We start from the raw sequence: 24,973 nt of genomic DNA, 5'->3' as shown, positions 1-24,973 counted from the left end.
GCATTCTATTGATCGGCAGGCATTACCTTTAATTTGGAATACCTGTCACGTGCAGCAGAAATAGCATTTGATAGTGCTGTCACTACCGAATCTTTTTCACCAGCTTCTATTGTCAGACGTTCGAAGTGCGGCTTATTCTTCGGCGTCTTGATTCCCATTCTATCTAGCCCTTGGATCACCCGGAAGATAAGACCCCGTCACTCGTCGATATGCCTCAGATGTACGCCCTCCAGGAACGCCATCGACTTTCACAAAAATTCCAGGGAAGGTGTTGAGCCACTTCTGTAGTTCCTCCACGCGCAATACGATAGCAACGTCTTTCGAGCTTGTCACTGCATACATAGGAACAATCGGAGTCGAGTTTTGTTTTGGCACTGGCTGATCGATAAACCCAACCTGCCCAACTTCTGCCATGCGCCGCAACAGCACCGCTGAGCCGCATTGCTTGGAGACTGCCGTATCTGACCAAGTTCCATCTGCTACGTATTTCCCACTTTTGTAGTGTATTGTGATGATTTGATTGGGCGCAATTGATGCGGAAATTCGTGCATTTTGCCTTCCATCATTGAAGTGGGAACTCGATGGTCGGTTGATGGCTTGGTGGTTCACTCAACCGAGTCCGACTCAAAATTTTGAGTTATTCAGAAAGTCGTGGAACTAAGAGACTGCAGGTAAAACGAAGAGAGAATTTGATCAATTCTTCTTAACAGCAGGTTTGATGACTTGGGGTTTACTTTCAACCTGGCTTCCGGCATCCAAAATCTGAACAAAGATTTCATCTTTCTTGATCATGCCTAGTTCAAAGCGGGCACGCTCTTCGACAGCAGCTGTGCCATTTTTTAAATCTTGTACTTCGGAATCTAATTTAGCGTTGCGCGCTTTTAGTTCTTCATTCTTGGCGTGCGTTGCATTGACTTGTTTATCTAATTCCCAAACACGCAGCCAGCCGCCCTTCCCTAACCACAGCGGAAACTGGATCAGGAGTAACAAAGCTAATAAGGCGATGGTAATTAGACGCATGCGATCTTAGGTGAAGGTCAAAAAAATTTGACTATATTTCATAACGATAAAAAGGGGAAGCTGACTTCCCCTTTTTTACGACATTAATTCACGACATTAACTAACTTCTCTAAATGCGATTACTTCAAATTATAAAACGCATCACGGCCTGGGTAGCTAGCGATTTCGCCCAAATCTTCTTCAATACGCAAGAGTTGGTTGTATTTTGCCATACGATCAGAACGGGACATAGAGCCTGTTTTGATTTGCAAAGCATTCGTACCAACTGCGATATCAGCAATCGTGCTGTCTTCGGTTTCACCGGAGCGATGAGAGATCACGGCAGTGTAGCCAGCGCGTTTCGCCATTTCGATCGCAGCGAAAGTTTCTGTCAATGTACCGATTTGATTGATTTTGATCAGAATCGAATTAGCGATCCCTTTTTGTATGCCTTCTTTCAAAATCTTGGTGTTCGTCACGAACAAGTCGTCACCCACGATTTGCACTTTTTTGCCGAGTTTTTCGGTCAGAATTTTCCAACCATCCCAATCGCCTTCAGCCATGCCGTCTTCGATAGAAATAATTGGATATTTATCGCACCAAGTCGCCAACAAGTTAGTGAAATCGGTTGAAGACAAAGTTAAGCCTTCGCCTTCCAAATGATACTTACCGTCTTTGTAGAATTCGCTTGCCGCGCAATCCAAGCCCAATGCGATTTGCGTGCCTGGTGTGTAGCCAGCTGCTTCAATCGCTTGAATGATCAACTTGATCGCTTCTTCGTGATTTTCTACGGAAGGTGCAAAACCACCTTCATCGCCAACCGCTGTCGTCAAACCTTTGTCGTGCAAGATTTTTTTCAAGTTATGGAATACTTCGGCACCATAACGAATCGCTTCGCGGAAAGTAGGTGCGCCAACTGGGATAATCATGAATTCCTGAATATCCAGATTGTTGTCAGCGTGTGCACCACCATTGATGACGTTCATCATCGGCACTGGCAATTGCATCGCGCCGGAACCGCCGAAGTAACGATACAAAGGCAAACCCGCTTCTTCAGCAGCGGCTTTAGCAACTGCCATCGACACTGCTAACATCGCATTCGCACCTAAGCGTGCTTTATTTTCTGTGCCGTCCAAGTCGATCAAGGTACGATCCAAGAAAGCTTGTTCATTCGCATCCAAACCCATGATCGCTTCAGCGATTTCTGTGTTGATGTTTTCGCAGGCTTTCAAAACGCCCTTACCCATGTAACGGGACTTGTCACCATCGCGCAACTCGATCGCTTCGCGGGAACCAGTTGATGCACCTGAAGGCACAGCAGCACGGCCCATCACGCCAGACTCCAACAACACATCACATTCCACAGTTGGATTGCCGCGTGAATCAATAATTTCACGACCGATAATATCAACGATAGCACTCATTCAAATTCTCCTAAACAATCAAATAACAAAAATATTGGTTTCCAGTCTGGTACAAAAATCACAAACTATCGGGTCCGATTTTGCAGAAACCGCGCATGCAAATCGAGTATCTCATTTTGTCTGCACCGAGTTTCTTCTTCAAAACACATTTATGGTTTTGCAGCGATCTTCATTCACTTCTACTTTGAAACCGAAGATAAAAAATTGCCTCGCTAAGCGATTAAGATTAGCGAGGCATTTAGTCTTAATTAAAGCTGGATTCTAAAAATCCGTTTTTCTTGACGATACGATCTAAATCTAACAAGGTCGCTAGCAATTCCTTCATACGTCCGAGTGGTACCGCGTTCGGACCATCTGACATTGCTTGCGCTGGATTTGGATGCGTCTCCATGAACAAGCCTGAGATACCTACCGCCACTGCGGCACGCGCTAACACAGGAACGAACTCACGCTGACCACCAGATGAGGTACCTTGACCACCTGGCAATTGCACGGAATGCGTCGCATCAAACACGACTGGGCAATTGGTTTCACGCATGATGGCGAGTGAGCGCATATCCGATACAAGGTTATTGTAACCAAAGGATACGCCACGTTCGCAAGCCATGAAATTATCTTCTGGCAGACCGGCTTCTTTTGCAGCCAAACGCGCTTTCGCGATGACATTAATCATATCGTGCGGTGCTAAAAACTGACCTTTTTTGATATTCACTGGTTTGCCAGATTGCGCACAAGCTTGAATGAAATCGGTCTGACGACACAAGAACGCTGGCGTTTGCAAAACATCGACTACCGCTGCGACTGGTTTAATTTCATCTATCGCATGGATATCGGTGAGGACGTGGACGTTTAATTGCTTTTTTACATCCGCCAAAATTTCCAAACCTTTTTCCATACCTAAACCGCGGAAAGACGTACCGGAAGACCGATTCGCTTTATCAAACGACGATTTGTAGATGAAAGGAATACCCAACTCAGTTGTGATTTCTTTTAATGCACCAGCAGTATCCATCGCCATTTGATGCGACTCGATCACACATGGACCGGCGATCAAAAAGAATGGCTGATCCAGACCAACGTCAAATCCACATAATTTCATGCTGTTTTCCTTTAAGCTGATGTCGCTTGCTGTGCTTGCTTGTGAGCGATCGCTGCTTTGGCAAACGCCGTAAACAGCGGATGACCATCACGCGGTGTTGATTTGAACTCAGGGTGATATTGCACACCTAAGTAAAATGGATGCACGCTCTTTGGCAATTCAATAATTTCGCACAAATCTTCTGTTGGCGTACGTGCTGAAACCACCAAGCCCGCGTCTTCCACACGTTTCAGGTAATGATTATTCGCTTCGTAGCGATGGCGGTGACGCTCGGTGACCACATTGCCGTAGATATCAGAAGCCAGCGTGTTTGGCTGAACCGCGCAAGTCTGTGCGCCCAAACGCATCGTGCCACCGAGATCAGAATTCTCATCACGTGTTTCGACTTTACCGTCATGACTCTGCCATTCGTTGATCAACGCGACCACCGGTTGCTCGGTTTCCAGATCAAACTCGGTTGAGTTCGCCATTGTCAAACCCGCTTTGTTTCGGGCGTATTCGATCAAGGCAACTTGCATACCTAAGCAAATACCGAGGTAAGGAATCTTGTTTTCCCGTGCATAACGTGCGGCCAAGATTTTACCTTCAACGCCGCGTTTACCGAATCCGCCTGGTACCAAGATCGCATCGTATTTTTCCAAGGCTTTAGTGCCGTGCGCTTCGATTTCTTCAGAATCGACGTACTCGATATTCATCTTGCTTTCAGTATGAATACCGGCATGACGCAAAGCTTCTGTCAAAGATTTATAAGACTCAGTCAAATCAACATACTTACCGACCATACCAATCGTGACTTCTTCTTTTGGATTATCCAAAGCGTAAATCAACTTGTCCCACATAGACAAATCGGCTGGTTTTGGATTCAAACCTAATTTATCGCAGATGATCTTATCCAAGCCTTGGTCGTGCAACATTTGTGGGATCTTGTAGATCGTATCGGCATCCCATACAGAGATCACCGCTTCTTCAACCACGTTGGAGAACAGCGAAATTTTGGCGCGCTCATCATCAGGAATACGACGATCAGCGCGGCACAATAAGGCATCGGGGAAGATACCGATCTCACGCAATTTTTGTACGCTGTGTTGGGTTGGTTTGGTTTTCAATTCGCCAGCAGATGCCAAGAACGGTACCAAAGTCAAATGCACGAAAGCGGCTGCATTGCGGCCCGCACGCAAACTTAATTGGCGCGCAGCTTCGAGGAAAGGCAAGGACTCAATATCGCCGACCGTGCCGCCGATTTCGACCAGTGCAACGTCAAATCCTGCAGCACCACGGTGAATGTATTCTTGAATTTCGTTAGTGATATGTGGAATCACCTGAACAGTTTTGCCCAGATATTCACCGCGACGCTCTTTGCGAATCACAGACTCATAAATTTGGCCCGTGGTAAAGTTATTCACTTTTTTCATCTTAGCAGTGATGAAACGCTCGTAATGACCCAAATCCAAATCGGTCTCTGCGCCGTCATCTGTGACGAATACTTCACCGTGTTGGAATGGGCTCATGGTACCTGGATCCACATTGATGTAAGGATCGAGTTTGAGCATGGTAACTTTGAGACCGCGCGATTCAAGAATTGCAGCGAGGGAGGCAGCAGCGATGCCTTTGCCAAGAGAGGAGACGACGCCCCCAGTAACGAATACGAACTTAGTCATTGCAGAAGGTGCCCAACGGCACAAGCGGGAAATTCGAATTATACCTCATGATGCCCTGCGGCGCACGTCGCGGATAAGACTTTTTTCGCTTGAGACAAACACGAATGAATGATAAATTTTCTATATTTAATTCTCCCAAAGTGTAAGAAAAACCTTAGAAGTGTTGGCGTTTACCACGACCAACAGCAAACATTAGGATCAACAAGAAAATGAATTACCGTCAAAGCAGCTCTCACTACTCGCATTTACCCCTAGGCTTGAGTAAATTGTCGCCGAATCCCTTTACCGCGCATCCACTGCCAGAGCTCGAAATCAGCGGATATCATTTACGAACGATTCGAACCGATGACTTAGCCACGTGGTGCGACTATCTTAAACAGTCGGCGGTGACCGAACACTGGAGCTGGCAAGTCAATTCCCCGCAAAATTTACAACAATTCGTTCAGAATCAAGACTGGTCGCAGAACTTGGCACAAATCAAATTTGCCATTGCAGATTGCAACGATCAATTAATAGGTACCATCGGTTTTCATACCTTCTCTCAACAACATTTGAGTGCGGAAATTGCTTACGACCTATCTCCTAGCCATTGGGGAAAAGGTATTGTCACTGCGGCTTGTCGTAGCTTGACCAACTGGGCACATCAGAAAGTCGACTTGGTGCGGGTGCAAGCTTGCGTGCTAGATAGCAATACACGCTCATTACAAGTATTGCAACGCTGCGATTTTGAGCGCGAAGGTTTACTCAAGAGCTACAAACAAGTGCGTGGGCAGTCGCGTGACTTTTGGGTAATGAGCCGTATCAATCCAAAATCAAAATAATTTGACCCGCTTTTGCCCCAGAATCAAGTAAACGAATTGACACAAAATTGTGCAAAATCAAGATATTACCTAGCTAATTAATTCGCAGCCAAATTGCTCACCTAGGAAAAAGATCAAAAAATAAATTGACATTTCTTGCATCCGATTCGGACTTGTAGCCGTATAAGTTATATGCACCCCGCATGCTGCACCAAGCGCTACCAGTCCTCATTAAACCTTGTCAGCTACCGGTCTTGAACATAACCGACTTCAATAAAGGACATCTCTTGTCAAATTCAAAATCCCCGACCCCAGCTACCGACCCGGCACATTTACATCTGTGCCTAGTCGCCGTCGCCAAACAAGATGCAAAAGCCTTCAGAGATTTATATGAGGCGAGCTCGGCTAAATTATTTAGCTTCATTTTGCGAATTTTACAAAACCGCGAATTAGCCGAAGAGGTCTTACAAGAAAGCTTCGTCAATATTTGGAATAACGCTGCTAGCTATCAAAGTAGTCTTGCTTCACCGATGACGTGGATGACGACGATCGTGCGCAATCGCGCCTTTGATCTGCTGCGAAAACTGAATAATGGCCAGCATTTGCATGTGAGCTATGACACCGATCAATTCGAAGCTGAAGTGTGGCAAGCCATGGAAAGCGCCGATCCGACGCCAGCACAAGCATTAGAACTCAGTCAGGATGCTGCGTCTCTTGCTCGCTGCATGACAAAATTAGAAGGCCTACATCGCCAAGCGATGAGCTTGGCTTACTTTCATGATTTATCCCATAGCGAAGTCGCGGAACAAATGCAATTACCGATGGGAACCATTAAAACGTGGATACGACGCGGCTTAGAAAAACTCCGACTTTGTCTCAATACGAATAATGCTAACCATGCCAACGGCACAGGTGCGGGGGCAAAACTATGAACATCCAACACAATAAGCGACTACAACACAAACTAGCCGCCGAATATGTGCTCGGCACATTGCGTGGTGGCGCACGCCGTCGCTTTCACAACTGGCTGATAAACGATCCGCACTTACAACAAGTCGTCAGAGAATGGGAGCAGCATCTTATGCCTATGATGGAATTTAGCCGCAAACAAGTGCCTCAAGCACAGGTTTGGCGCAATATCGAACAACAGCTCAAATTGGGAGCGATGCAAAGCAAGAATGCAATATTTGATTTCTTGGAATCGCTCAATTTCTGGCGCAGTTTTAGTTTAATCGCGAGTACAGCGCTGATTCTGTTGGCTGTGTTCGTCATCAAACCTCTAGAGCCAAGTATTGCACCTGATCTGTACGTCGCCACCTTATCAGATGATCAAGCACGCCCTATCGCCGTGATTTCTAGTGATGTCAAACATCATCAAATCTTGCTTCGTTTCATTGATAAACCTGTGCTAGCTGCAGACAAAAGCCTAGAGCTTTGGTCGATTTCAAAAGAAGGCAAAATACGCTCTCTGGGTGTCATCAGCGATACTGCGGATAAAAATGTATTGCGTATTACACTTCCAGCGGAAGTCAACAGCGATACACCGCAATTACTCGCGATCAGTTTGGAACCCAAAGGTGGCTCAAGCAATCCGGAAAAACCTAGTGGTCCAATTCTATTCAAAGGCAATTGGCTCAAGACCGCTTAAGTCAGACCCAATTAGTTAATCAATTACCGCAAAACCATCAAGCCATCCACACGAGAAAATGTGGATGGCTTTTTGTTAATTAGACACCCAAAAGCACGATCGCAAAAATATTTCAAAAATCTTGAATCCAGTTGCAACTCCCCGGCGTATAAGTCTCTAGCAGTCACTTGAAACACCACGGTATTCACTAAAGCTCATCAACTACACAATCAGGGAGTTCACATGATCAGGTTCAAACGTTATCCAGCAATCAAACTCATTGCCATCGCTAGTATCGGCATATCCGCAAGCGCAGCTCAGGCACAAGATTCCCGCGTGCCCGACATGGGCAAACTCACCGCGACGGGTGGCGTAAGCCAAGTCGAAGGCGCTGGTGGTGGTGGCTTAACCCCATGGGCTTTGATCACTGGATATGGCACCCGCGATAGCTATGGGGCAAACGCCCACTACACCCAAGTCAATACACAAGATTACCGTCTAAAAACTTACGGCGTTGCCGTTGGCATCGCAGATCGTGTTGAATTCTCGCTCGCGCAGCAAGAATTTACTGGCAGTTTGGCGCCGCTCAATGCACTCAATTTGAAGCAAGATATTTTCGGCGTTAAAGTTAAATTGGCCGGTGATGCTGTGTATGACCAAGCGGGATGGATGCCCCAAATTGCCGCTGGTTTGCAATACAAACGCGACGCCAGCGTGGGTGGGCTCGGTGCGCTAGGGATTACTAACGTAAAGCAGTTGGGCGCGAAAGACGATCACGGTATTGATTACTACGTCTCTGCCACGAAAATTTACTTGGCACAAAGCTTACTTGTGAACGGCACAGTGCGAATGACCAAGGCGAATCAGATGGGCCTGCTTGGCTTTGGTGGCGATAAAAAAGATCAATATCAAGCGCAACTCGAAGGTTCAATCGCTTATCTAATTAACCGAAAATTAGTGGTTGGCGCAGAGTACCGCATGAAGCCACGCAACCTTGGTGTCGACAACGAGAAAGACTTTTCTGACGTGTTTGTCGCTTACTTCCCAACTAAGAATTTCTCAGTCACGGCTGCCTATGTCCAGCTAGGCGATATCACGATTTTCAATCCAAAGAAACAACGCGGTTGGTATCTGTCTATGCAAGCGGGTTTTTAAGCTGCGTTGACGAAAATATAAAAACAACACTCCATCACCAAATTTGAAAGAAACTCATCATGAACAACACATTCCGTCACAGATTTACTCAATTCATCAGCATCGCTTTAATCGCAATCTCTACCAGCTTTGCAGCGCAAGCACAGAGCATGGAAAAAGACGACAGCATTTATCAAGGTCTAGGCAAGACAGAAGGCATTACCAAAATCGTCAATGATTTTGTGCCTTTGATTTTAGCCGACACGCGTATCAACACTTTTTTTTCGAAAATGAAAAAGGATGAATTTAGTGCTCTATTGGTTGCGCAGTTTTGCGAACTAGCCGGTGGCCCGTGCCAATACAAAGGCAAAGATATGTACGAAGCCCATCAAGGCATGAGCATAAGCAATGCCCACTTTAATGCGTTGGCGGAGGACTTACAGATCGCCATGGAAATGAATCAAGTTCCCTCCTCCATTGCGAATAAATTGGTAGCAAAACTCGCACCTATGCAACGTCCTATCGTCAGTAAATAAGCTGCACTTCGGGTTAGAACGACGATGTCTACACTGCCTTGTAGAGACGACTGGCTAGCATCGTCGTTAACCGATTGCACAATTTCTGTTTAAGAAAAAACAAAAAAATACAAACAGCGATACTAATAAAACGAGAGCACCATATGGCAATCAGCCTAATTTCATACGATCAACTAAGCGAATTGCGCCCCCAACTCTTGCGCTTCACAAAGCAACGCATTTATGACGATGCGATTGCCGAAGATGTGGTACAAGAATCGCTACTTGCCGTACTAGAAGCACCAGAACGTTTCGCCGGAAAATCCTCGTTGGCGACCTATGTTATCGGCATCCTGAAGTTCAAGATCATTGATAATTTTCGCCGAGCAAAGCAAACACAAAACTTATATGCCGAACCTAATTTTGATACCACTTGCAGCATCGATGCATCACCGCATTTAGCCGATGATCGTTACGGTATCAACCGCAGTAGTTTGTGCGAAGAATTTGATCCAGTTGCGGCCTTGGAGCAGAAGAAGTTTTTTATCCAATTAGAACAAGCGCTAGGCTTACTACCAATAAAAAACGCCCGCGCATTTACACTGGCGGATTGTTTGGAAGTCGATAGCACCGATATTTGCGCAGAGCTTGGTATGAGTAAAAAACACATGATGGTGGCTCTGCACCGAGCGCGCCATGCACTACGAAAAGCACCGAGCCTCCGATCTTACATCCCGACGACTGAACTTCATTAGATGAGCTCGCTGCAAAATAGCGTCATTGCAGCGTATAGATGAACTGGATTTTCGCAAAATTCTGTGCGGCTTTTGCGTTGGATAGTTCTTTAATTTCACTACCGCGCCGTATCACCGATGCATAAAATCCCCAAGTATTGCGGCGATATTGATAGCCAATTTCCAATTCTGGAATCACGCGTCTTGGATTCATTGCCAAGGCTTGCTTATTAAAATAGCCGCCTTGCAAAGTCGCGTTATACGCGCTGACTCTCAGTTCAGCACGCGCAAATACGAAACTGGCATTATCTTCACGAATATCATTCAAACGTCCGTAACGCCACATCAACTCAGTTCTGGCATCTGTGAAAATATTCCCCACTCTAACTTTGAAACGACTCGCTAGATCCATATCTTGCGCCAAGTTCCAACGAGCAGGCGCAAGTTCGGCATTGAAGACTAGCCCCCACTCTTGCTGCAGTTGGGTACTCCAAGCTTGCGGAAGTGGTTGATTTAAGGCTTGATGCAAATTTGTTTGCGTCCACTCACCACCAGCACAAGGTCCAAGACAACCGACGTCCAAACCTAATCGAAGGCCGCTTCCATCACGGTTCTGTAACTCACGAAAAACACCGGTATAAATCCAGCCAGCATAAGGATGATCCACTGGACTGATCTGTGCTGGTTTTAATTTAATGTCAGACGCGGTGTATAAATCTTGACCAAAATGCCAACCGTAACTAATCGCTTGCGTCGGCAAACGCAGCGTTTTACTGATGATCAGATGATTACCACTGGTATAAAAACCATCATCTTTTTTCAAAAGCAAACTGTCATTTTGTATATCCAAGATCAGTTGTGTACGACCTTGCGTTTGTATTTTCTGATACTCGGACGCTGATGGCAGCCAAGATCCCCTTAATTCATTCGTATGTGTATCCTGTGCCAAACCATTGCCACTGAATAGGAATGCTAATAATGAGAATGAAGATGTCAAGAACAAAGATGAATTAGTGGATCGGCGCATAGTCAGCTCAAAGTAGAAACGTAAGATTTGTATTTTACGCGATGATTACTTGCTGTGAGGATTTGCCTTGGTGCTTTGACTCAGGTCGTTTTTTTCAATAATTTTTGTATCATGGCGTGACAGGCTTCGGCGGTTCTTTCTGGCATTTCCATCGGCAATAGATGACCTGCAGGCAGTTGCACAAAATTGTCCCCACATAGCCGACGCGTAGTTTTCAAGCCACCCTGCCGACATTCCACTGATTCAGTACCGCCAACAAAACCGATTGGCACTTGCGTAATTTTTCTGGAAACCGAACCAAGGTTGCTAGGCAAAGTCATGTAAATCTGACTTTCAATATCACGCGTAAATTTCAGACAAATACCTTCTGGATGATCCTGCATTCCGGCATCAATATAGTCTTGCAACACTGCCGGTGGCCAGATTGCGAATTTTTCTTTCGACGAAAAATGCTCAAAGGCTTCTTGCTTATCACGCCAAATCATGCGGCGTTTCAAAGAAAATTGCGCGGGCGAATATTTTTCTAACAGGCCAAGCACACGGAAGGTCTTTAAGAAAGCTGAGCGCCACCCGGTCACAACCGGCGAATCGATCATCACCACACAGTGCACCAAATCTGGACGTTGACTACTGGCCATCAGAGACAAGATACCGCCTAAAGAATGCCCTAATAAGATCACAGGATCTTGATAACGAGTCTCTAAAGTATCGATCAACTCTTGCACTAGAAAAGGCCAATTTATGGTCACCGGATAAGCAGGATTATGTCCGTGCATGTCTAAATATTGAATATCGTAATGCGGTGCTAATTCATTAAACATCTGACGATAGCTTCCCGCTGGAAAACTATTACCGTGGCAAAAGTGAACGATAGGTTTAGACATTTTTTCTTGAAGAATTATTTGGATTTCGTTTTGCAGCGGCATGCTGGCAGCGGACTTCTCGCTAAGCGGCATAGATAAATTTTGTTCGCCTACGCAAACTATTGATACCAATAGCGAGCATGGTCTTTACGGTATTCACTCACACTAATGGCGCTGCCAAATTGTAATGTGATTGCACCGCTTGTGTCCGTCCTTAGAGGTTTTATTCCAAAATCAAGATACCGTTGCATGACCGCCTCTTTCGGGTGATGGTAGCGATTCAAATACCCGACTTGAAACAAGGCTAAGCTGGGTTTAACCGCCTGCAAAAAAGCAGCCGTTGACGAAGTGCCACTGCCATGATGCGGCGCCAGCAAAACATCTGCGGCAAGTTTTTCAGGGATACGATTAACTAATTGATCTTCTTGTACGGCTTCAATATCTCCGGTCAATAGCATTGCATGTGTCTTCGTTGATATCTTTAAAGTGCAACTGAGCGCATTCGGTTTCCATTTATCACTCGTATAAATAACCGGCACCGGGTGCAAAATTTCAAATTGAACCCCATCCCATTCCCAGCTTTGTCCGGCAACACAACGCGATGATTTCTCAGCGGTCGTGACAATAGGATGATCGCTGGGCAAGGATGAAAGCAATTGATCGACCTTCACATTCTTTAAAATACTGATCGCACCACCAGAATGGTCATTGTCGCTATGCGACACGACCAATTGGTCGAGATGCGCAATGCCACGCACTTGCAGATACGGCAACAAGACTCTAGTACCACTATTGCTGTCAGCAGTAGTCCCTGGCCCCGTATCGTAGAGCAAACGGTGATGGGCAGTTTCTACCAGCACGGCAGAACCTTGCCCAACATCAAAGACACTCACCTGCATTTGATCTTTTGAGGGGCGCTGCGCTGGTTGCAATAGCAAAGGTAGACAGCATATTCCACCCAACCAACGCATAGGAATACCGCGGGGCGCAAGCATATACAATAAGCCTAAAGTCGCGGCACAAAACATCCACCAACTTGGGCGTGGCGTTTGCCAAACTGTCAGGCCACTACGATTTAAGAATTCCAAAAACTGCACTAAAACCTCAACAAATCCATGGGCGATGGATAAGCACCATCCGGACAATGGCGAAGGCAACACACTGCCCAATAAAGCAAGCGGAGTGACCAAGAAACTCACCACGGGTATCGCCACTGCATTCGCGATCGGACTGACTAGTGAAATTTGCGAGAACAACAATAAGGTCAACGGAACCAGACCAAAGGTGATTGCGTATTGAGCGCGTGCGGCTGCGCGAATTTGTGGCCCAAATTTGTATATAAAATTTTGATCAGACGATGCTGGTGACAAGACATCAATCCTACCTGCGCTTGCATAAAGCAATACACTGACGGCACCAAACGATAACCAGAATCCTGGCCATAACACCGCCCAAGGATCAATCAAAATCACAACTCCCAAAGCCAAACTCAACACATGTGTACTGCTAGCAGCTCTGCCACTCCAAATCGCCACCGCCAGCACGGCTAACATCCACAGTGTGCGCTGTGCCGGCACACCGAACCCAGCCAATGCGACATAGATGATGGCTGCAATCAATCCCGACAATACGGCGACTTTGGGAGCGGGAATTAACAGCGGCAATTGCGCGCGGGTAAAGAAGGAATGCCGCCAAAAAAAGTGCATCAGCCCAGCAAATAAACCGGCGATCATGGTGATATGCAAACCAGAAATCGACATCAAATGACCGACCCCAGTACGATTAAACATCGCCCAGTCCGTTGGTGAAATATCGCGTTGATCGCCAATCACCAACGCACTTAACACACCAGCATAAGGAGCGTCTGCAAGGTCGAGTTTCATGTGCTCGCGGAGGCGAAAACGAGCTCGCTCTATCAGGTTAGGCAGACTCCAAACAAAGTCATTTAAAAATAAATTTGCGCCAAGGCCATCCGCGCTAGCACCTGCATTCAAACGCACACTGCCAGTCGCCCGCAATCCTTGCTCAAGCAGCCATGCTTCATAGTCAAAGCCGTTGGGATTGGCATTGCCATGTGGTCGTTTTAAGCGAACCCTCAACTGCCAGCGCTGACCGGGTTGTAGCGAAGGGGTATCGACCTTGCCATCGGCATCATCGAACCATCCCAAAGCGAGTCGCTTAGGAAAGTTGTCGGTTGATGCCTGTATCCTTGATTGAGCTTGGATCTCCTCTTGATCCGAGGATGCGATTGCTGACGCGGATGCAGGAAGTAAATAGCGCTCCACCGTAAAAGTAAAGCGCGTGCCATTTGCAGTTGATCCGGGCAATTGATCTATCACCCCCTGCACCACTAAATCGCGGCCTTCCCATTCTGCGGGCAACTCTTGGCGCAGCTGATAATGCGCGAGCAGACTGGCCCAACAAAAGCCAAACCCCATCGCCAACACAAAGCGCACTGCCACCGATATTACGAAAGCTGGTCGAAAAACATGCTTAGTTTGAAGGCGGAATAACAGCAGCGCCAGCGAGCACAAAACCGCAAAGGCGACGCAAACATAAACAAGTTTGAACAAGGCAGCTTGTTGCTGCAACAGCGCGACGCCAAGAACTAAGCCTAGAATCGCGCTGCGCACCAGAATTATCTCAAGACAAATCGCGCCTGCATGCGCGGCAAAACAGCAAGTACATTAGCGGTAGTTTGCTGCGCAGTCTGAATATGACTTAAGCCACGCAAGCTGGCGAGTTCGTGACCAATTTGTGTCAGCTCACCCGGTGTGTTGATTCCCGGATGGCACCAACGCGGCGCGATATCTGGTGCATCTGTCTCGAGGACAATACTACTCAGCGGCAAGTCACTGGCGAGTCGACGTATTTGTAAAGCGCGGGTAAATGTCATTGCACCACCAAATCCTAGTTTGAAACCCAAATCGATAAAATGTTGCGCCTGTTGCGTGCTGCCATTAAACGCATGCGCGATGCCACCACGCACCGGAATGCGCCTCAAATATTTTAGTATTTTATCTTGCGATTTTCGCACATGTAAGAGCACAGGCAAATCAAAATCTCGCGCAATCTTTAGTTGTTCGCTGTAAAAGAACTCCTGCTTTTCCTTCAAAGGTGATTCGCACAAAGCAGGAACAAAGTAATCAAGACCAATTTCCCCCACCGCGACCAAGGCTCGCCCCAACATAGGATCAGCTAACAAACGTGCGATCTCAGCACGTAAAAAAAGCAGATCGTCTTCATGCGAAGTCGCTACATACATAGGATGTATGCCCAAGGCAAAAAAACAATCTTCTCTTTGTCTAGCCAATTCCACTACCGCCGAAAAGTTGGATCGATGCACCGCAGGAATCACAATCGCTGACACGCCCATACGTGCAGCCTCCTCCGCTAAGGCGAGTGATTTACCTGCAAATTCATTAGCATCGAGATGGCAATGGCTGTCTACCCACATATGGCATTCCCTTAAATTGATCGAAGAAACTTGCGCGAACAGTCGATAGACTACCTCATTACCGAGCTAATCTATGCTTTGCTCGCCAAAGCCTTAGACCACGGAGGGGTATTTTGATAACACTAATAACACCCGTAATGGTGGAGCAGCAGAAATCCAACTACATTGACGTGGCCAACTCACTACACTTTATGGCACCACAAACTTCGTATCTTCAGGCCCATCAACTTTATGAACATGGTTAACAAGTGAACGATGAAAAAATTGAGGCCCAAGTTCACTCACAAAAAAAGACAAATAAAAACACAAAAAAGTAAATTAATAAAATTTTTTGTCTTTTTCTTTTCTTTTGAACTTTTAAAATTGACACAGTATTTTTGCAATGCTATCTTGCTTACTCCACATCATCCAGTTGTGGAAAAATCTTTAATTTCAACCAAACTATTTTTAGAAGGTTACAAAATGAAGAATCAAAATACTAGCAAACTATTCGCCTTTAAATTAGCAGAAAAAAAAGCAGAAAAAACACAAATCACACCACAATGGAAAGTTCGTGATGGCGTAGCGATTGCTGGCTGCTCAGGCCCAGACGCTCGTGCACCAAGATTGTGGAATGGTCGTAAAGACGACGGCATCTGGTGCTAATTGTCGATCGACAGGCGCAATGATTTTTACCTAGTGCAATTCTCAAAGTTCCCCACATTGCTGTGATTTTCTTTGAGTTATGCCACTAAAAAATGAAATCTTCGCCATTTGGCTGAATTTATCACGCGCTAAATTCAGCCATACCTGACTAAAAATAGAAAAATAAGAATAAATTCAAAACCCTCCTTGATGCAGAGCTGACTCCAACAGCACCTAGGTCATTCCTTTGCTAAACATTTTTCACCTTGAACATTATTCCAAATCGATTGTTGAAACATGACAAAAAAAATTCTCATTATCAGCAATAGCACTGACTTACATGTAGACCTAGTTGCAGAGATTCTCCAACACAAAGGACACACCGCATTTCGACTCAATCTAGATTGTTTTCCACGCGATTATCAGCTCACTCAAAGCTTCAACAGCCACGGAAATGAAGGCGAAATCAAACACCTTCTATCGGGCTCAAGCATACAACTACACGAAATCGCCTCGATATGGGCCAGAAAGCCTGGTGAATTTAGCTTTCGATCCGAAGACTTGGGCGTGCAGGAAAAAACTTATGCCAAGCTAGAAGCAGAACAGACTTTGTTTGGTCTCTTACTTGGTTTAAATTGTTTTTGGATCGGTCACCCGCTCATCATGCGCGGCGCTATGTGGAAAGGTGAACAACTGCAAAGAGCGCTGCGCTTTGGTTTTCAAATTCCAAATTCGATCATTTCCAATCAGCCTCAACATATACGCGATTTTTATCAAAAGCAGCAAGCTTCTATCATTTTCAAATCAATGTCATCCGCTTCTCTCGCAGCGGATCAAGTTGAATTCACAGAAAGACGTACGCACGGCATCACGACCACCTTGGTCAGTGAAGATTTAATGGAGAATATTGATGCAGTCAGTGAACTCCCCTGCCACTTTCAAAAATACATTCACAAACAATATGAGCTACGTGTCACACTGATCGGTGAGCATATTTTCGCTGCTAAGATACATTCGCAAGCCGATGATAGAACGATGATTGATTCTCGAGACATGAGCGCGGAAATTCCTTACGAAGCAACTCAACTTCCGGCTAACATCGAACAACAATGCCGCGATTTCGTCAGCAGCTATGGGCTTAATTTTAGCGCGCTGGATTTAATCGTGACGCCCGAGAATGAATACGTTTTTCTTGAAAACAATCCAGCCGGACAATTTCTGTATATCGAGCAATTGATACCTGAATTCAAATTACTTGATACTGTCGCCAATTTACTCATCAAGGAATGCACATGCAGCAATTAAGTCACTCAGCAATGCGCGAAAGCATTCTACAAATAGAACATCTGCGTGAGAGTAAAGTGATCGTATTGGCGGCGTCCAACCTAGATATAGACCTGCTTCCCCCACTCTATGAACAATTAAGAGAATTAGGCAAAGTTAAACGCCTCGATCTGGTCTTACACTGCCGCGGTGGCGTGGTCAACGCGACACGGCGTATTGCCTTATTGTTCCGCGCGTTCGCCGAAGAATTTAACATTATCGTCCCTTACTTCTGCCAATCATCTGGCACCTTGTTATGTTTGGCCGCCGATCAAATCATTGCAGGCGAGCTAGCGATGTTCTCTCCCATCGACCCCCATTTACAAGGTGGCTCTGATGCCGATGGCACCATGAGTAGTAGCTTTTCCGCGATGGATATCTTGGCATTTGGCGAAATGGCTGAAAACTGGTTTGGAATTGAGGCAAACGAAGCGCGCACTGAATCTCTAGCATTGCTCTGCAACAGCATAATTCCGCCATCCTTAGCAGCTTTCTATCGTTGTACTAAAGAATTGCAGCAAATTGCTTTAGAACTATTGGCCTTTCAATTGAGGTCGAATTCCATAGAACAACGCGAAAAAATCGTTCAACACTTGGTCAGCGCTTATCACTCACACAGCTATGCCATCACAGGTGAGGAGTTAAGTGCATTAGGTTTGCGAATCGCAAAGAATCAAATAGTGGAAGATGCCGCTTGGGAACTTTCAACAATATTGCAAGCCCATGTCGGCGGCGCGCAGCGAGATAGTTTGGAAACTCCGTGGATAAATGCCGTGATTGCGAGTGCAGGAAAAATTCGAAGTAGAACACACCGTATTGATGGCTTGGCGCCACATTGGACAACCAGCTCCACGGACAAGTAGATCAACAAAAAGTCAAATTTTATTCAACATTTTTCGAAACCGATTCGGATAAATCTTTCATGACGATGCAAGATACGATTGTGCCCGTTATTGTGCTTGGCCTAGCCTGCATTTTCTTTTTTGCTGCAGTCGGAAAACTACGCAGCTTTACTAGTTTTCAAAACAACTTGACGCAGTCGTTTGGCATTTCACCAAACTTGAGCAAGCTTATCGTGCCCATACTAATAGGCACAGAACTACTAATTGCCATCGCACTTTTCTCCTCTAACTCCAGCCGGATCTTGCAACTTACTTTATTTGTTGCCAGCATACTTTTTTTGATTTTCAGCCTCGTAGTTGCATATCAATTTTTCTCTAAGGATTTAGTCCGTTGCAATTGCTTTGGTGAGGCAGAAAGGCCAGTATCTGCTTATGACCTAATGCGAAATTTCTTGCTGCTTAGCGCTACCATCTATGCCACCTATGCCAATCATCATGTCGAAATCAATACCCACATGCAAGCGCCAGCGATTATCTATTGGCTACAATTTGGCATCGCTCTGACACTGTGCTTGTTGATGATGCATTTTCATGAATTTTTCAGCACCATTTTCAGCGACAAAGATTACTAACATGAATCAAAATCTTATTTACTTCAGTTTACTGACGCTGACCTTGTGTACTTTTTTGAACTTAAGCTTGAGCTTAAAATTACTAAGAAAGATCAAGCAAATTTCTGAGAGCACTAAGAATTTATTGCCAATTCCTCCTGGCACGGAAATCCCCCAAATTACTGCACGAACTTTGCTAAGCAAACAGGAACAGGATTTACTACTGCCAGAGTATGCAATCGTCTTGTTATTCTTGTCGACAAAATGCCCCAAGTGCAAAGAAAAACTCCCAGAGATTGAAAAAATCGCCATGCGTGCCGAACAAGCGGGAGTTCGATTATGGTTGGTCAGCAATGAGCCGCAATGGCGAGTCCGGCGTTTTTTGCGCAACACAACATTAGCGTCTTTCGCGGTTTTTCTCAAAGAGGAAAACTACCGTGAAATCAATAGCAAGCTCATGTCACCGTATTATCTTTTCATAGACCACGCGCGATTATTACAAGCCGAGGGCATGATAGGCGATGACAACTGGTGCGCATTCCTTACGCAAATCGAAGAACTTGACTCAGTAGACTCGCATGAATCCTAAGCAAACCAAGCCAATTAATCAGCACCTACAAAGACTGTCAGTTCTCAAACCATTTCGTACCCGCCTTTTATTAGGCATAGCGGTTATGTGTATCACTATCGTGATCGAACTTGCCTATCCTAAAGCCTTGGCCTATTTCATCGATCATTTGAATAGCGCAAAAATTGATAGTAGCTGGATCAAAAATTTCGCCGGTATCGCAGCGATAGTCTTGGTGATACAAGCACTTGCAACAACTTTACGGTATTACATTTTCGAATCTACTGGCGATATGATCGTCACGACAATACGGCAAACCCTATTTTCAGCCCTAATACGTCAAGACATCGCCTTCTTTGATAAACACAGGGTTGGCGAACTAACCAATCGACTAGCTTCTGATGTTGAAGCCTTGCACGACACTTTAACCATGGGATTGGCGATATCTTTACGCTCAAGTTTGGTATTTATCGGGTGTACCGTTATGCTGATCAGCATTTCACCTACACTGAGTCTGATCTTATTGATCTACATTCCACTCAGCCTATGGATGACAGACTGGATAGGTAACTCACTCAAAACCAGCGCACACCACATTCAAGAAAAAAAAGCGGCCAGCAATAGCGTCGCGCAGGAATACTTTAGCAATATAAGGCTGATCCACGCCTTCAATCAAAACAAGCTGGCAAACGATAAATATGCAGATACTGCCGACCAAGCCTTGCAGGTTATCTTGCGCAATATTCGTTTGTTAGCAAGCTACCGTGGCCTCTCTTCCATCGTGCTTTACCTAGCACTCATCATCACCTTTTTTTTGGCAGCGGATCTCATTAGTCAAGGAAAGCTAACTGTGGGCGAGTTCACTAGTTTTATCATTTATGCTGGTATGGCGAGTGGTTCTTCTAGCGCTATCAGCGATTTCTGGAGCGACTGGATGCGGACACTCGGTGCCACCGAACGCGTGTTTGAGATTCTTGGTGCTGATGATGCTAAACAAGCTGCATTAAAGAAAAACTCTGATGCGATCCCAAATGACGGTGTATCCACCAAAAATTCTTTTCATCTGCAAGGAAAAATTCAATTCAACAATGTCCACTTCGCCTACCCGGAACGCCCCGACACCGCGGCCTTAACTGCGCTCAATTTTGAAATTCAGCCAGGCGAAAAAATTGCTTTAATCGGCGCATCAGGTGCAGGAAAATCCAGTATTGCTAGTCTGCTGCTCGGTTTATACCCGGTCAATCAAGGGCAAATTTACTTCGACAACTTCCTCTCAAACGATTCCAACATTAACGCGATTCGCGATCACATTGCCATCGTCGAACAAGAACCTGCACTTTTTTCCGGTAGTATTTACGAGAATATTGCCTTCGCCATCGCCGATCGAGAAGTCGCACTAGAAGAAGTCATACAAGCCGCTACCAAAGCCAACGCGCATCATTTTATTTCAGGCTTCCCAAATGGCTATGACACAGTTGTTGGCGATCGTGGCGTGCAATTGTCGGGCGGACAAAAGCAAAGAATTGCCATTGCCCGAGCGATTTTGCGGAACCCAAAAATCCTAATTTTGGATGAAGCTACCAGTGCTCTCGATTCTGCAAGCGAAGCCTTGGTGCAAGCCGCTTTAGATGAGTTAATGAAAGAACGAACCACGATTATCATCGCGCATCGCTACTCCACCATCAAAAAAGTCGATACCGTGTTCGTCTTGGAGCAAGGCCATATCGTCCAACAAGGTCAACACCAAGATTTAATCAAAGATAGCAACGGACTTTATTGCCAACTTATGTCCGCACAAATCAGCGGAAATCATACCTGATTTATGACCATAAGTTTGCCTTGATCCTATTATGAGCATGTTCACAGGACACTTCTAGCAATGTCCTGAATTGACCGCAAGCTGTCATTTTTCATGCTGTACAAGTTTTTTCAGCATGGTAAGCTGCTCCACATTATCTTTTCAGATTTCGGAGCCAACCATGCTAGAACTGCGACCAAACTGCGAACATTGCGATAAGGATCTGCCGCCCCATGCGCAGGATGCCATGATTTGTTCTTTCGAATGTACTTTCTGTCTCGATTGTGTCAATCACAAGTTACAGGGCGTCTGTCCGAATTGTGGTGGCAATTTCAAGCCCAGACCGATACGCCCGCCATCAATGGGCAGAAACGATAATGACTTAGCACACTATCCAGCACGAACTACTCGCCTCTTTAGACCCGTTGATTTGGTCAAGCATGTACAAACATTAGTGGACGAAAAACCTTCTCACTTAGCCCCGCTTTCAAACGGCAACGCTCGCTAAAATCATGGACAAACAAATCGTCTATTTTATAGTTTTGCCCGATATTTTATTGATCGATCTGGCCGGCCCAGCCGATGCTTTTTTGTTTGCAAATCGCCGACTCGGCGAAATCCAATTTGACTTGCGTTATATCAGTCCGTCATCGAGCATACCAAGCTCTATCGGCTTATCACTTGGGAATCTATCGCCACTTCCAGAAACCATTGAAGAGCAAGCGTTGATCATGATTCCCGGCGTGCGTGGCGATGAATTTGATCAAACAAGCTTAGCAGCGCGACAAACAATCAAATGGCTGCGCCAACATTGCAATGCCAGTCACCGTATCGCTTGTGTATGCGCTGGTGCATTAGTTGCAGCCCATGCCGGTTTGCTGAAAAACAAACGCGCCACTACTCATCATAGCCATTGCATCGACTTGGCAAAAATTGATGCCAGCATCCAAGTCGAAGAAAATCGAATATTTGTCGAAGACGGCAAGGTATTGACTAGCGCTGGCGTGACCGCCGGCATTGATTTGAGCTTGCATTTAATCGCTCAAATTTGCTCGCCAAAAACGGCGATGGCAGTTGCCAGAGCCATGGTGGTCTATTTCCGGCGCAGCGGCAATGATCCCCAACTCTCTGCATGGCTGCAACACAGAAATCACCTCCATCCCACCATCCATAAAATACAAGACTTAATCAGCAGAGATCCAACGCATCCCTGGAATCTGGATGAACTAGCGGGACACGCATCGACCAGTAGCCGACACTTAACACGCCTTTTCAAATTGCACGCACAGACTTCTGTCTACGATTATCTGACCAGCTTACGCCTGAGCTTGGCGGATCAATTATTAAGTCAAACCGATTGGTCGATAGAACGCATTGCAGACGCCGCTGGTTTTGGCTCCGCCCGTCAGTTTCGCCGCTGTTGGCAAACGGCATACAAAACATCACCATCCCACTATCAACAACTTCAATAATTCTTCAATCGCTCACCATGTCTTCCACGCTTTCTACCGCCTTGCTACTGATTGATGTACAAAAAGCCTTTGATGATCCTGGCTGGGGACCGCGCAATAATCCTCAGGCAGAACACAATATTGCACGACTGTTGGCGCATTGGCGTGAACGAGAGATGCCAGTCATTCACATTCGCCATTTTTCTGTGGAAGCCAATTCCACATTACGTCCTGAACGTCCCGGCTCTGCCTATAAAGACGAAGCAATGCCCATTGAGGGTGAGAAGGAAATGACCAAATCGGTTAACAGCGCCTTCATAGGCACAGAACTCGAAACTTATCTGCATCAGCAAGAGATAACGACGCTGGTGATCGCGGGGATCAGCACCGATCATTGCGTTTCAACGACGACTCGAATGGCTGGCAATCTTGGTTTCAATAATTATCTCGTCAGTGATGCGTGCGCCACTTTTGACCGACGTGCGAGCGATGGCAAATTATTTCTCGCCGAGGACATCCATCAAATCCATCTCGCCAGTCTGGACAGAGAATTTTGCAGCGTGCGTACCAGTGACGACATTTTACAGATGCGCTTCGAGCTGTCCGACATATAATCCCTTGCGTGCGATACTCGATGATCTAAACAATACTCCCGTTCCACACCAACGCTTAAGGTTTAAACTCTACTGATACTCTGGACCTAATTGCTTAGCCCACCTAGTTCCACAAGCGATGACGAGGTGTTCGAAGATGATTCCAGAAAAGCTGACGGCAAGTAGACGAAAAAAATTGCACCATAATGACGGCTAAAAATAGAAAATATCTATGACACATACCCAACTCAAACCAGTTCACATGATCACTGCCCTGATCGTCATCGTTTTATGGGGCATGAATTTTGTGGTGATTAAAATTGGTTTGAAGGGAATCCCGCCGCTATTGTTGGCGGCATTGCGATTTACTTTTGTCGCCTTTCCTGCGATTTTCTTTTTGAACAGACCCAAAGTCGCATTAAAGTGGCTAATTATCTATGCAGCGACGATTAGTTTTGCCCAGTTCGCGTTCTTATTTTCCGCCGTTGCAGTAGGTATGCCTGCTGGATTAGCCTCATTAGTTTTACAGGCACAAGCTTTTTTCACGGTCGGTTTAGCCGCCTTGATTTTTGGCGATAAGCTCAAAACTAGCAATGTGTTAGGAATATTCATCGCTAGTCTTGGACTGATTCTACTTGGGAGTGCCAGCATCAACGCTAGCTCTGCACAAGTGAGTACCGCGGGATTTGTTTTAACCCTGTGTGCGGCTCTATCATGGGCGTGCGGCAACATCGTCAGTAAAAAAATGGGATCAGTAAATATGCTCAGCTTAGTCGCTTGGAGCGCCCTGCTGCCCATCATTCCTTTTTTTGTTTTGTCATGTCTGATGGATGGCGTTAATGTGGTCTGGCATAGCTTGACGCACATCAGCCTGACAGCGATGCTGGTGATTCTATATCTATCTGGAGCGGCAAGCCTGATTGGCTACACTTTATGGGGGAAACTACTCGCGGCTTTACCAACTCATGTGGTGGCACCAATGAGCCTACTGGTACCAGTCGTTGGACTATCGTCCGCTTGGATTCTCTTGGATGAATCATTAAACCACACACAAATTATCGGCGCGCTCATCGTCATGGCTGGTCTGCTGTTTAATGTGTTTGGTCAAAAGCTAATTGATGTCATCCGTAAGAAACAAGAAAAATCTTCAATGCCAAATGACCAATCTCAAGGTTGACTGATCTCTTCGCTGACGTCTTCCGGTCTGAAACTCCATTGTGGGCTCAACAAAATCGTCAATACCGAAATCACGGTGATGAGGATGGAAGCCCACAGTGCAATCGACGTATCGGCGATTCGCGAGGGGTAAATTCGCATGACCGCACCTAAGCCAATTAAATTACCACCAGCCACCAAGACTGCTGAAGCATAGTCATGAAAACGACGCGCTTTGTTTGCACCACTTGCCCATTTTTGATGGGTGTTATAACTCGGCAAGACCTCGTGTGCATTGCCCAATTGTTCCAAGGCAGATAAAAAACGACGCAAATTAGTAATGGCTCGCTCAGCTTTATAGTTAAGAAAGGCTAGGCACAATGATGCAACCGGGAACCCCAACATTAACCACTCTACCGGCACATCACCTTTGGCTTCATTCGATTTCAAGGCAACCAAGGCAGCCAACAAACTCACTACTAGAGTCACATATAACGCCAAGGCATGCTGACGTTGCGCGATGCGCGCATTCACCTCTTGATAGGCAGCGATGAAGCGATAGTTCGCATCGACCATAGAGTTTTTAGACATGTGTTCCTTCGATAAGAATTAAAAAAGCACCAAATCCTGAACAAGTATCTGGTGCTTTTTAGCGCTAGTGAATCACTCGC

At 45.8% G+C, this 24,973-nt stretch carries 26 protein-coding genes; 16 read left to right on the top strand and 10 right to left on the bottom strand.

What is annotated here, in order from left to right; all coding sequences use genetic code 11:
- Window positions 1-159: 159 nt before the first annotated feature.
- From H8K52_RS15785 to H8K52_RS15765, 5 genes are all read right to left on the bottom strand, one after another.
- Window positions 160-609, bottom strand: coding sequence for a hypothetical protein (locus tag H8K52_RS15785; RefSeq protein WP_186923870.1), 450 nt, complete (start codon window positions 607-609; stop codon window positions 160-162).
- 84 nt (window positions 610-693) lie between these two features.
- Window positions 694-1,020, bottom strand: coding sequence for a cell division protein FtsB (gene ftsB, locus H8K52_RS15780; RefSeq protein WP_186923869.1), 327 nt, complete (start codon window positions 1,018-1,020; stop codon window positions 694-696).
- Between the two features lie 119 nt (window positions 1,021-1,139).
- Complete coding sequence (eno, locus tag H8K52_RS15775; protein WP_186923868.1) at window positions 1,140-2,423, bottom strand: phosphopyruvate hydratase; 1,284 nt, start codon at window positions 2,421-2,423, stop codon at window positions 1,140-1,142.
- A 244-nt stretch (window positions 2,424-2,667) separates the two neighbouring features.
- Window positions 2,668-3,522 carry a 3-deoxy-8-phosphooctulonate synthase gene (gene kdsA / locus H8K52_RS15770; protein ID WP_186923867.1) on the bottom strand — a complete coding sequence of 285 codons (855 nt, stop codon included), beginning with the start codon at window positions 3,520-3,522 and terminating at the stop codon, window positions 2,668-2,670.
- 11 nt (window positions 3,523-3,533) lie between these two features.
- Window positions 3,534-5,180 carry a CTP synthase gene (locus tag H8K52_RS15765; RefSeq protein ID WP_186923866.1) on the bottom strand — a complete coding sequence of 549 codons (1,647 nt, stop codon included), beginning with the start codon at window positions 5,178-5,180 and terminating at the stop codon, window positions 3,534-3,536.
- A 209-nt stretch (window positions 5,181-5,389) separates the two neighbouring features.
- Here H8K52_RS15765 and H8K52_RS15760 point away from each other — a divergent pair, with 209 nt between their 5' ends.
- From H8K52_RS15760 to H8K52_RS15735, 6 genes are all read left to right on the top strand, one after another.
- Window positions 5,390-6,001 carry a GNAT family N-acetyltransferase gene (locus tag H8K52_RS15760; protein WP_186923865.1) on the top strand — a complete coding sequence of 204 codons (612 nt, stop codon included), beginning with the start codon at window positions 5,390-5,392 and terminating at the stop codon, window positions 5,999-6,001.
- Between the two features lie 266 nt (window positions 6,002-6,267).
- A complete protein-coding gene (locus tag H8K52_RS15755; protein WP_343044224.1) occupies window positions 6,268-6,912 on the top strand; it encodes a sigma-70 family RNA polymerase sigma factor in 645 nt (214 codons plus the stop codon).
- Window positions 6,909-7,628 carry an anti-sigma factor gene (locus H8K52_RS15750; protein ID WP_186923863.1) on the top strand — a complete coding sequence of 240 codons (720 nt, stop codon included), beginning with the start codon at window positions 6,909-6,911 and terminating at the stop codon, window positions 7,626-7,628. The genes H8K52_RS15755 and H8K52_RS15750 overlap by 4 nt, the downstream gene beginning before the upstream one ends.
- 222 nt (window positions 7,629-7,850) lie before the next feature.
- Window positions 7,851-8,762 carry a DUF3034 family protein gene (locus H8K52_RS15745; protein ID WP_186923862.1) on the top strand — a complete coding sequence of 304 codons (912 nt, stop codon included), beginning with the start codon at window positions 7,851-7,853 and terminating at the stop codon, window positions 8,760-8,762.
- 59 nt (window positions 8,763-8,821) lie between these two features.
- Entirely contained in the window at window positions 8,822-9,277 is a 456-nt protein-coding gene (locus H8K52_RS15740) for a group I truncated hemoglobin (RefSeq protein ID WP_186923861.1), read from the top strand.
- 143 nt (window positions 9,278-9,420) lie between these two features.
- Window positions 9,421-10,011 carry a sigma-70 family RNA polymerase sigma factor gene (locus H8K52_RS15735; RefSeq protein ID WP_186923860.1) on the top strand — a complete coding sequence of 197 codons (591 nt, stop codon included), beginning with the start codon at window positions 9,421-9,423 and terminating at the stop codon, window positions 10,009-10,011.
- A 22-nt stretch (window positions 10,012-10,033) separates the two neighbouring features.
- Here the strand turns inward: H8K52_RS15735 and H8K52_RS15730 are convergent, their stop codons facing one another.
- From H8K52_RS15730 to H8K52_RS15715, 4 genes are all read right to left on the bottom strand, one after another.
- A complete protein-coding gene (locus tag H8K52_RS15730) occupies window positions 10,034-11,017 on the bottom strand; it encodes a lipid A-modifier LpxR family protein (protein WP_186923859.1) in 984 nt (327 codons plus the stop codon).
- Window positions 11,018-11,097: 80 nt separating this feature from the next.
- Complete coding sequence (locus H8K52_RS15725) at window positions 11,098-11,901, bottom strand: alpha/beta fold hydrolase (RefSeq protein WP_186923858.1); 804 nt, start codon at window positions 11,899-11,901, stop codon at window positions 11,098-11,100.
- 98 nt (window positions 11,902-11,999) lie between these two features.
- Window positions 12,000-14,513 (bottom strand): DNA internalization-related competence protein ComEC/Rec2, encoded by a 2,514-nt coding sequence (locus H8K52_RS15720; RefSeq protein WP_186923857.1) that lies wholly within the window; start codon window positions 14,511-14,513, stop codon window positions 12,000-12,002.
- A gap of 5 nt (window positions 14,514-14,518) precedes the next feature.
- The gene (locus H8K52_RS15715) at window positions 14,519-15,337 is read right to left on the bottom strand and encodes a TatD family hydrolase (protein ID WP_186923856.1); all 819 of its coding nucleotides are present in this window, start codon (window positions 15,335-15,337) and stop codon (window positions 14,519-14,521) included.
- 255 nt (window positions 15,338-15,592) lie between these two features.
- On the opposite strand from H8K52_RS15715, the gene H8K52_RS21335 reads away from it, so the two are divergent.
- The 10 genes from H8K52_RS21335 (at window position 15,593) to H8K52_RS15665 (ending at window position 24,324) form a co-directional block, all read left to right on the top strand.
- Window positions 15,593-15,982 carry a hypothetical protein gene (locus H8K52_RS21335; RefSeq protein WP_246464595.1) on the top strand — a complete coding sequence of 130 codons (390 nt, stop codon included), beginning with the start codon at window positions 15,593-15,595 and terminating at the stop codon, window positions 15,980-15,982.
- A gap of 276 nt (window positions 15,983-16,258) precedes the next feature.
- Window positions 16,259-17,266 (top strand): MvdC/MvdD family ATP grasp protein, encoded by a 1,008-nt coding sequence (locus H8K52_RS15705; protein ID WP_186923855.1) that lies wholly within the window; start codon window positions 16,259-16,261, stop codon window positions 17,264-17,266.
- A complete protein-coding gene (locus H8K52_RS15700) occupies window positions 17,254-18,147 on the top strand; it encodes an SDH family Clp fold serine proteinase (RefSeq protein ID WP_186923854.1) in 894 nt (297 codons plus the stop codon). The genes H8K52_RS15705 and H8K52_RS15700 overlap by 13 nt, the downstream gene beginning before the upstream one ends.
- 59 nt (window positions 18,148-18,206) lie before the next feature.
- The gene (locus H8K52_RS15695) at window positions 18,207-18,758 is read left to right on the top strand and encodes a MauE/DoxX family redox-associated membrane protein (RefSeq protein WP_186923853.1); all 552 of its coding nucleotides are present in this window, start codon (window positions 18,207-18,209) and stop codon (window positions 18,756-18,758) included.
- 1 nt (window position 18,759) lies between these two features.
- Window positions 18,760-19,326 (top strand): thioredoxin domain-containing protein, encoded by a 567-nt coding sequence (locus H8K52_RS15690; protein ID WP_186923852.1) that lies wholly within the window; start codon window positions 18,760-18,762, stop codon window positions 19,324-19,326.
- Window positions 19,316-21,124: an ABC transporter ATP-binding protein gene (locus H8K52_RS15685; RefSeq protein ID WP_186923851.1), complete on the top strand. Its 1,809-nt coding sequence runs from the start codon at window positions 19,316-19,318 to the stop codon at window positions 21,122-21,124. Before H8K52_RS15690 ends, H8K52_RS15685 begins: the two co-directional genes overlap by 11 nt.
- A 115-nt stretch (window positions 21,125-21,239) precedes the next feature.
- Complete coding sequence (locus tag H8K52_RS15680; RefSeq protein WP_425507546.1) at window positions 21,240-21,611, top strand: DUF1272 domain-containing protein; 372 nt, start codon at window positions 21,240-21,242, stop codon at window positions 21,609-21,611.
- 4 nt (window positions 21,612-21,615) lie between these two features.
- Window positions 21,616-22,575 (top strand): GlxA family transcriptional regulator, encoded by a 960-nt coding sequence (locus tag H8K52_RS15675; protein ID WP_186923849.1) that lies wholly within the window; start codon window positions 21,616-21,618, stop codon window positions 22,573-22,575.
- A gap of 17 nt (window positions 22,576-22,592) precedes the next feature.
- Window positions 22,593-23,168: a cysteine hydrolase family protein gene (locus H8K52_RS15670; RefSeq protein WP_186923848.1), complete on the top strand. Its 576-nt coding sequence runs from the start codon at window positions 22,593-22,595 to the stop codon at window positions 23,166-23,168.
- 211 nt (window positions 23,169-23,379) lie between these two features.
- Window positions 23,380-24,324, top strand: coding sequence for an EamA family transporter (locus H8K52_RS15665; protein WP_186923847.1), 945 nt, complete (start codon window positions 23,380-23,382; stop codon window positions 24,322-24,324).
- Here the strand turns inward: H8K52_RS15665 and H8K52_RS15660 are convergent.
- Window positions 24,315-24,893 (bottom strand): hypothetical protein, encoded by a 579-nt coding sequence (locus H8K52_RS15660; protein WP_186923846.1) that lies wholly within the window; start codon window positions 24,891-24,893, stop codon window positions 24,315-24,317. The two genes, H8K52_RS15665 and H8K52_RS15660, sit on opposite strands and share 10 nt — an antisense overlap.
- Between the last annotated feature and the right edge of the window lie 80 nt (window positions 24,894-24,973).

The sequence above is a fragment of the Affinundibacterium seohonense genome (assembly GCF_014284305.1).
Lineage (GTDB): Bacteria > Pseudomonadota > Gammaproteobacteria > Burkholderiales > Burkholderiaceae_D > Undibacterium > Undibacterium seohonense.
Note: the sequence above shows the minus strand (reverse complement) of the source record. Positions and strands in the feature narration are given on the sequence as shown.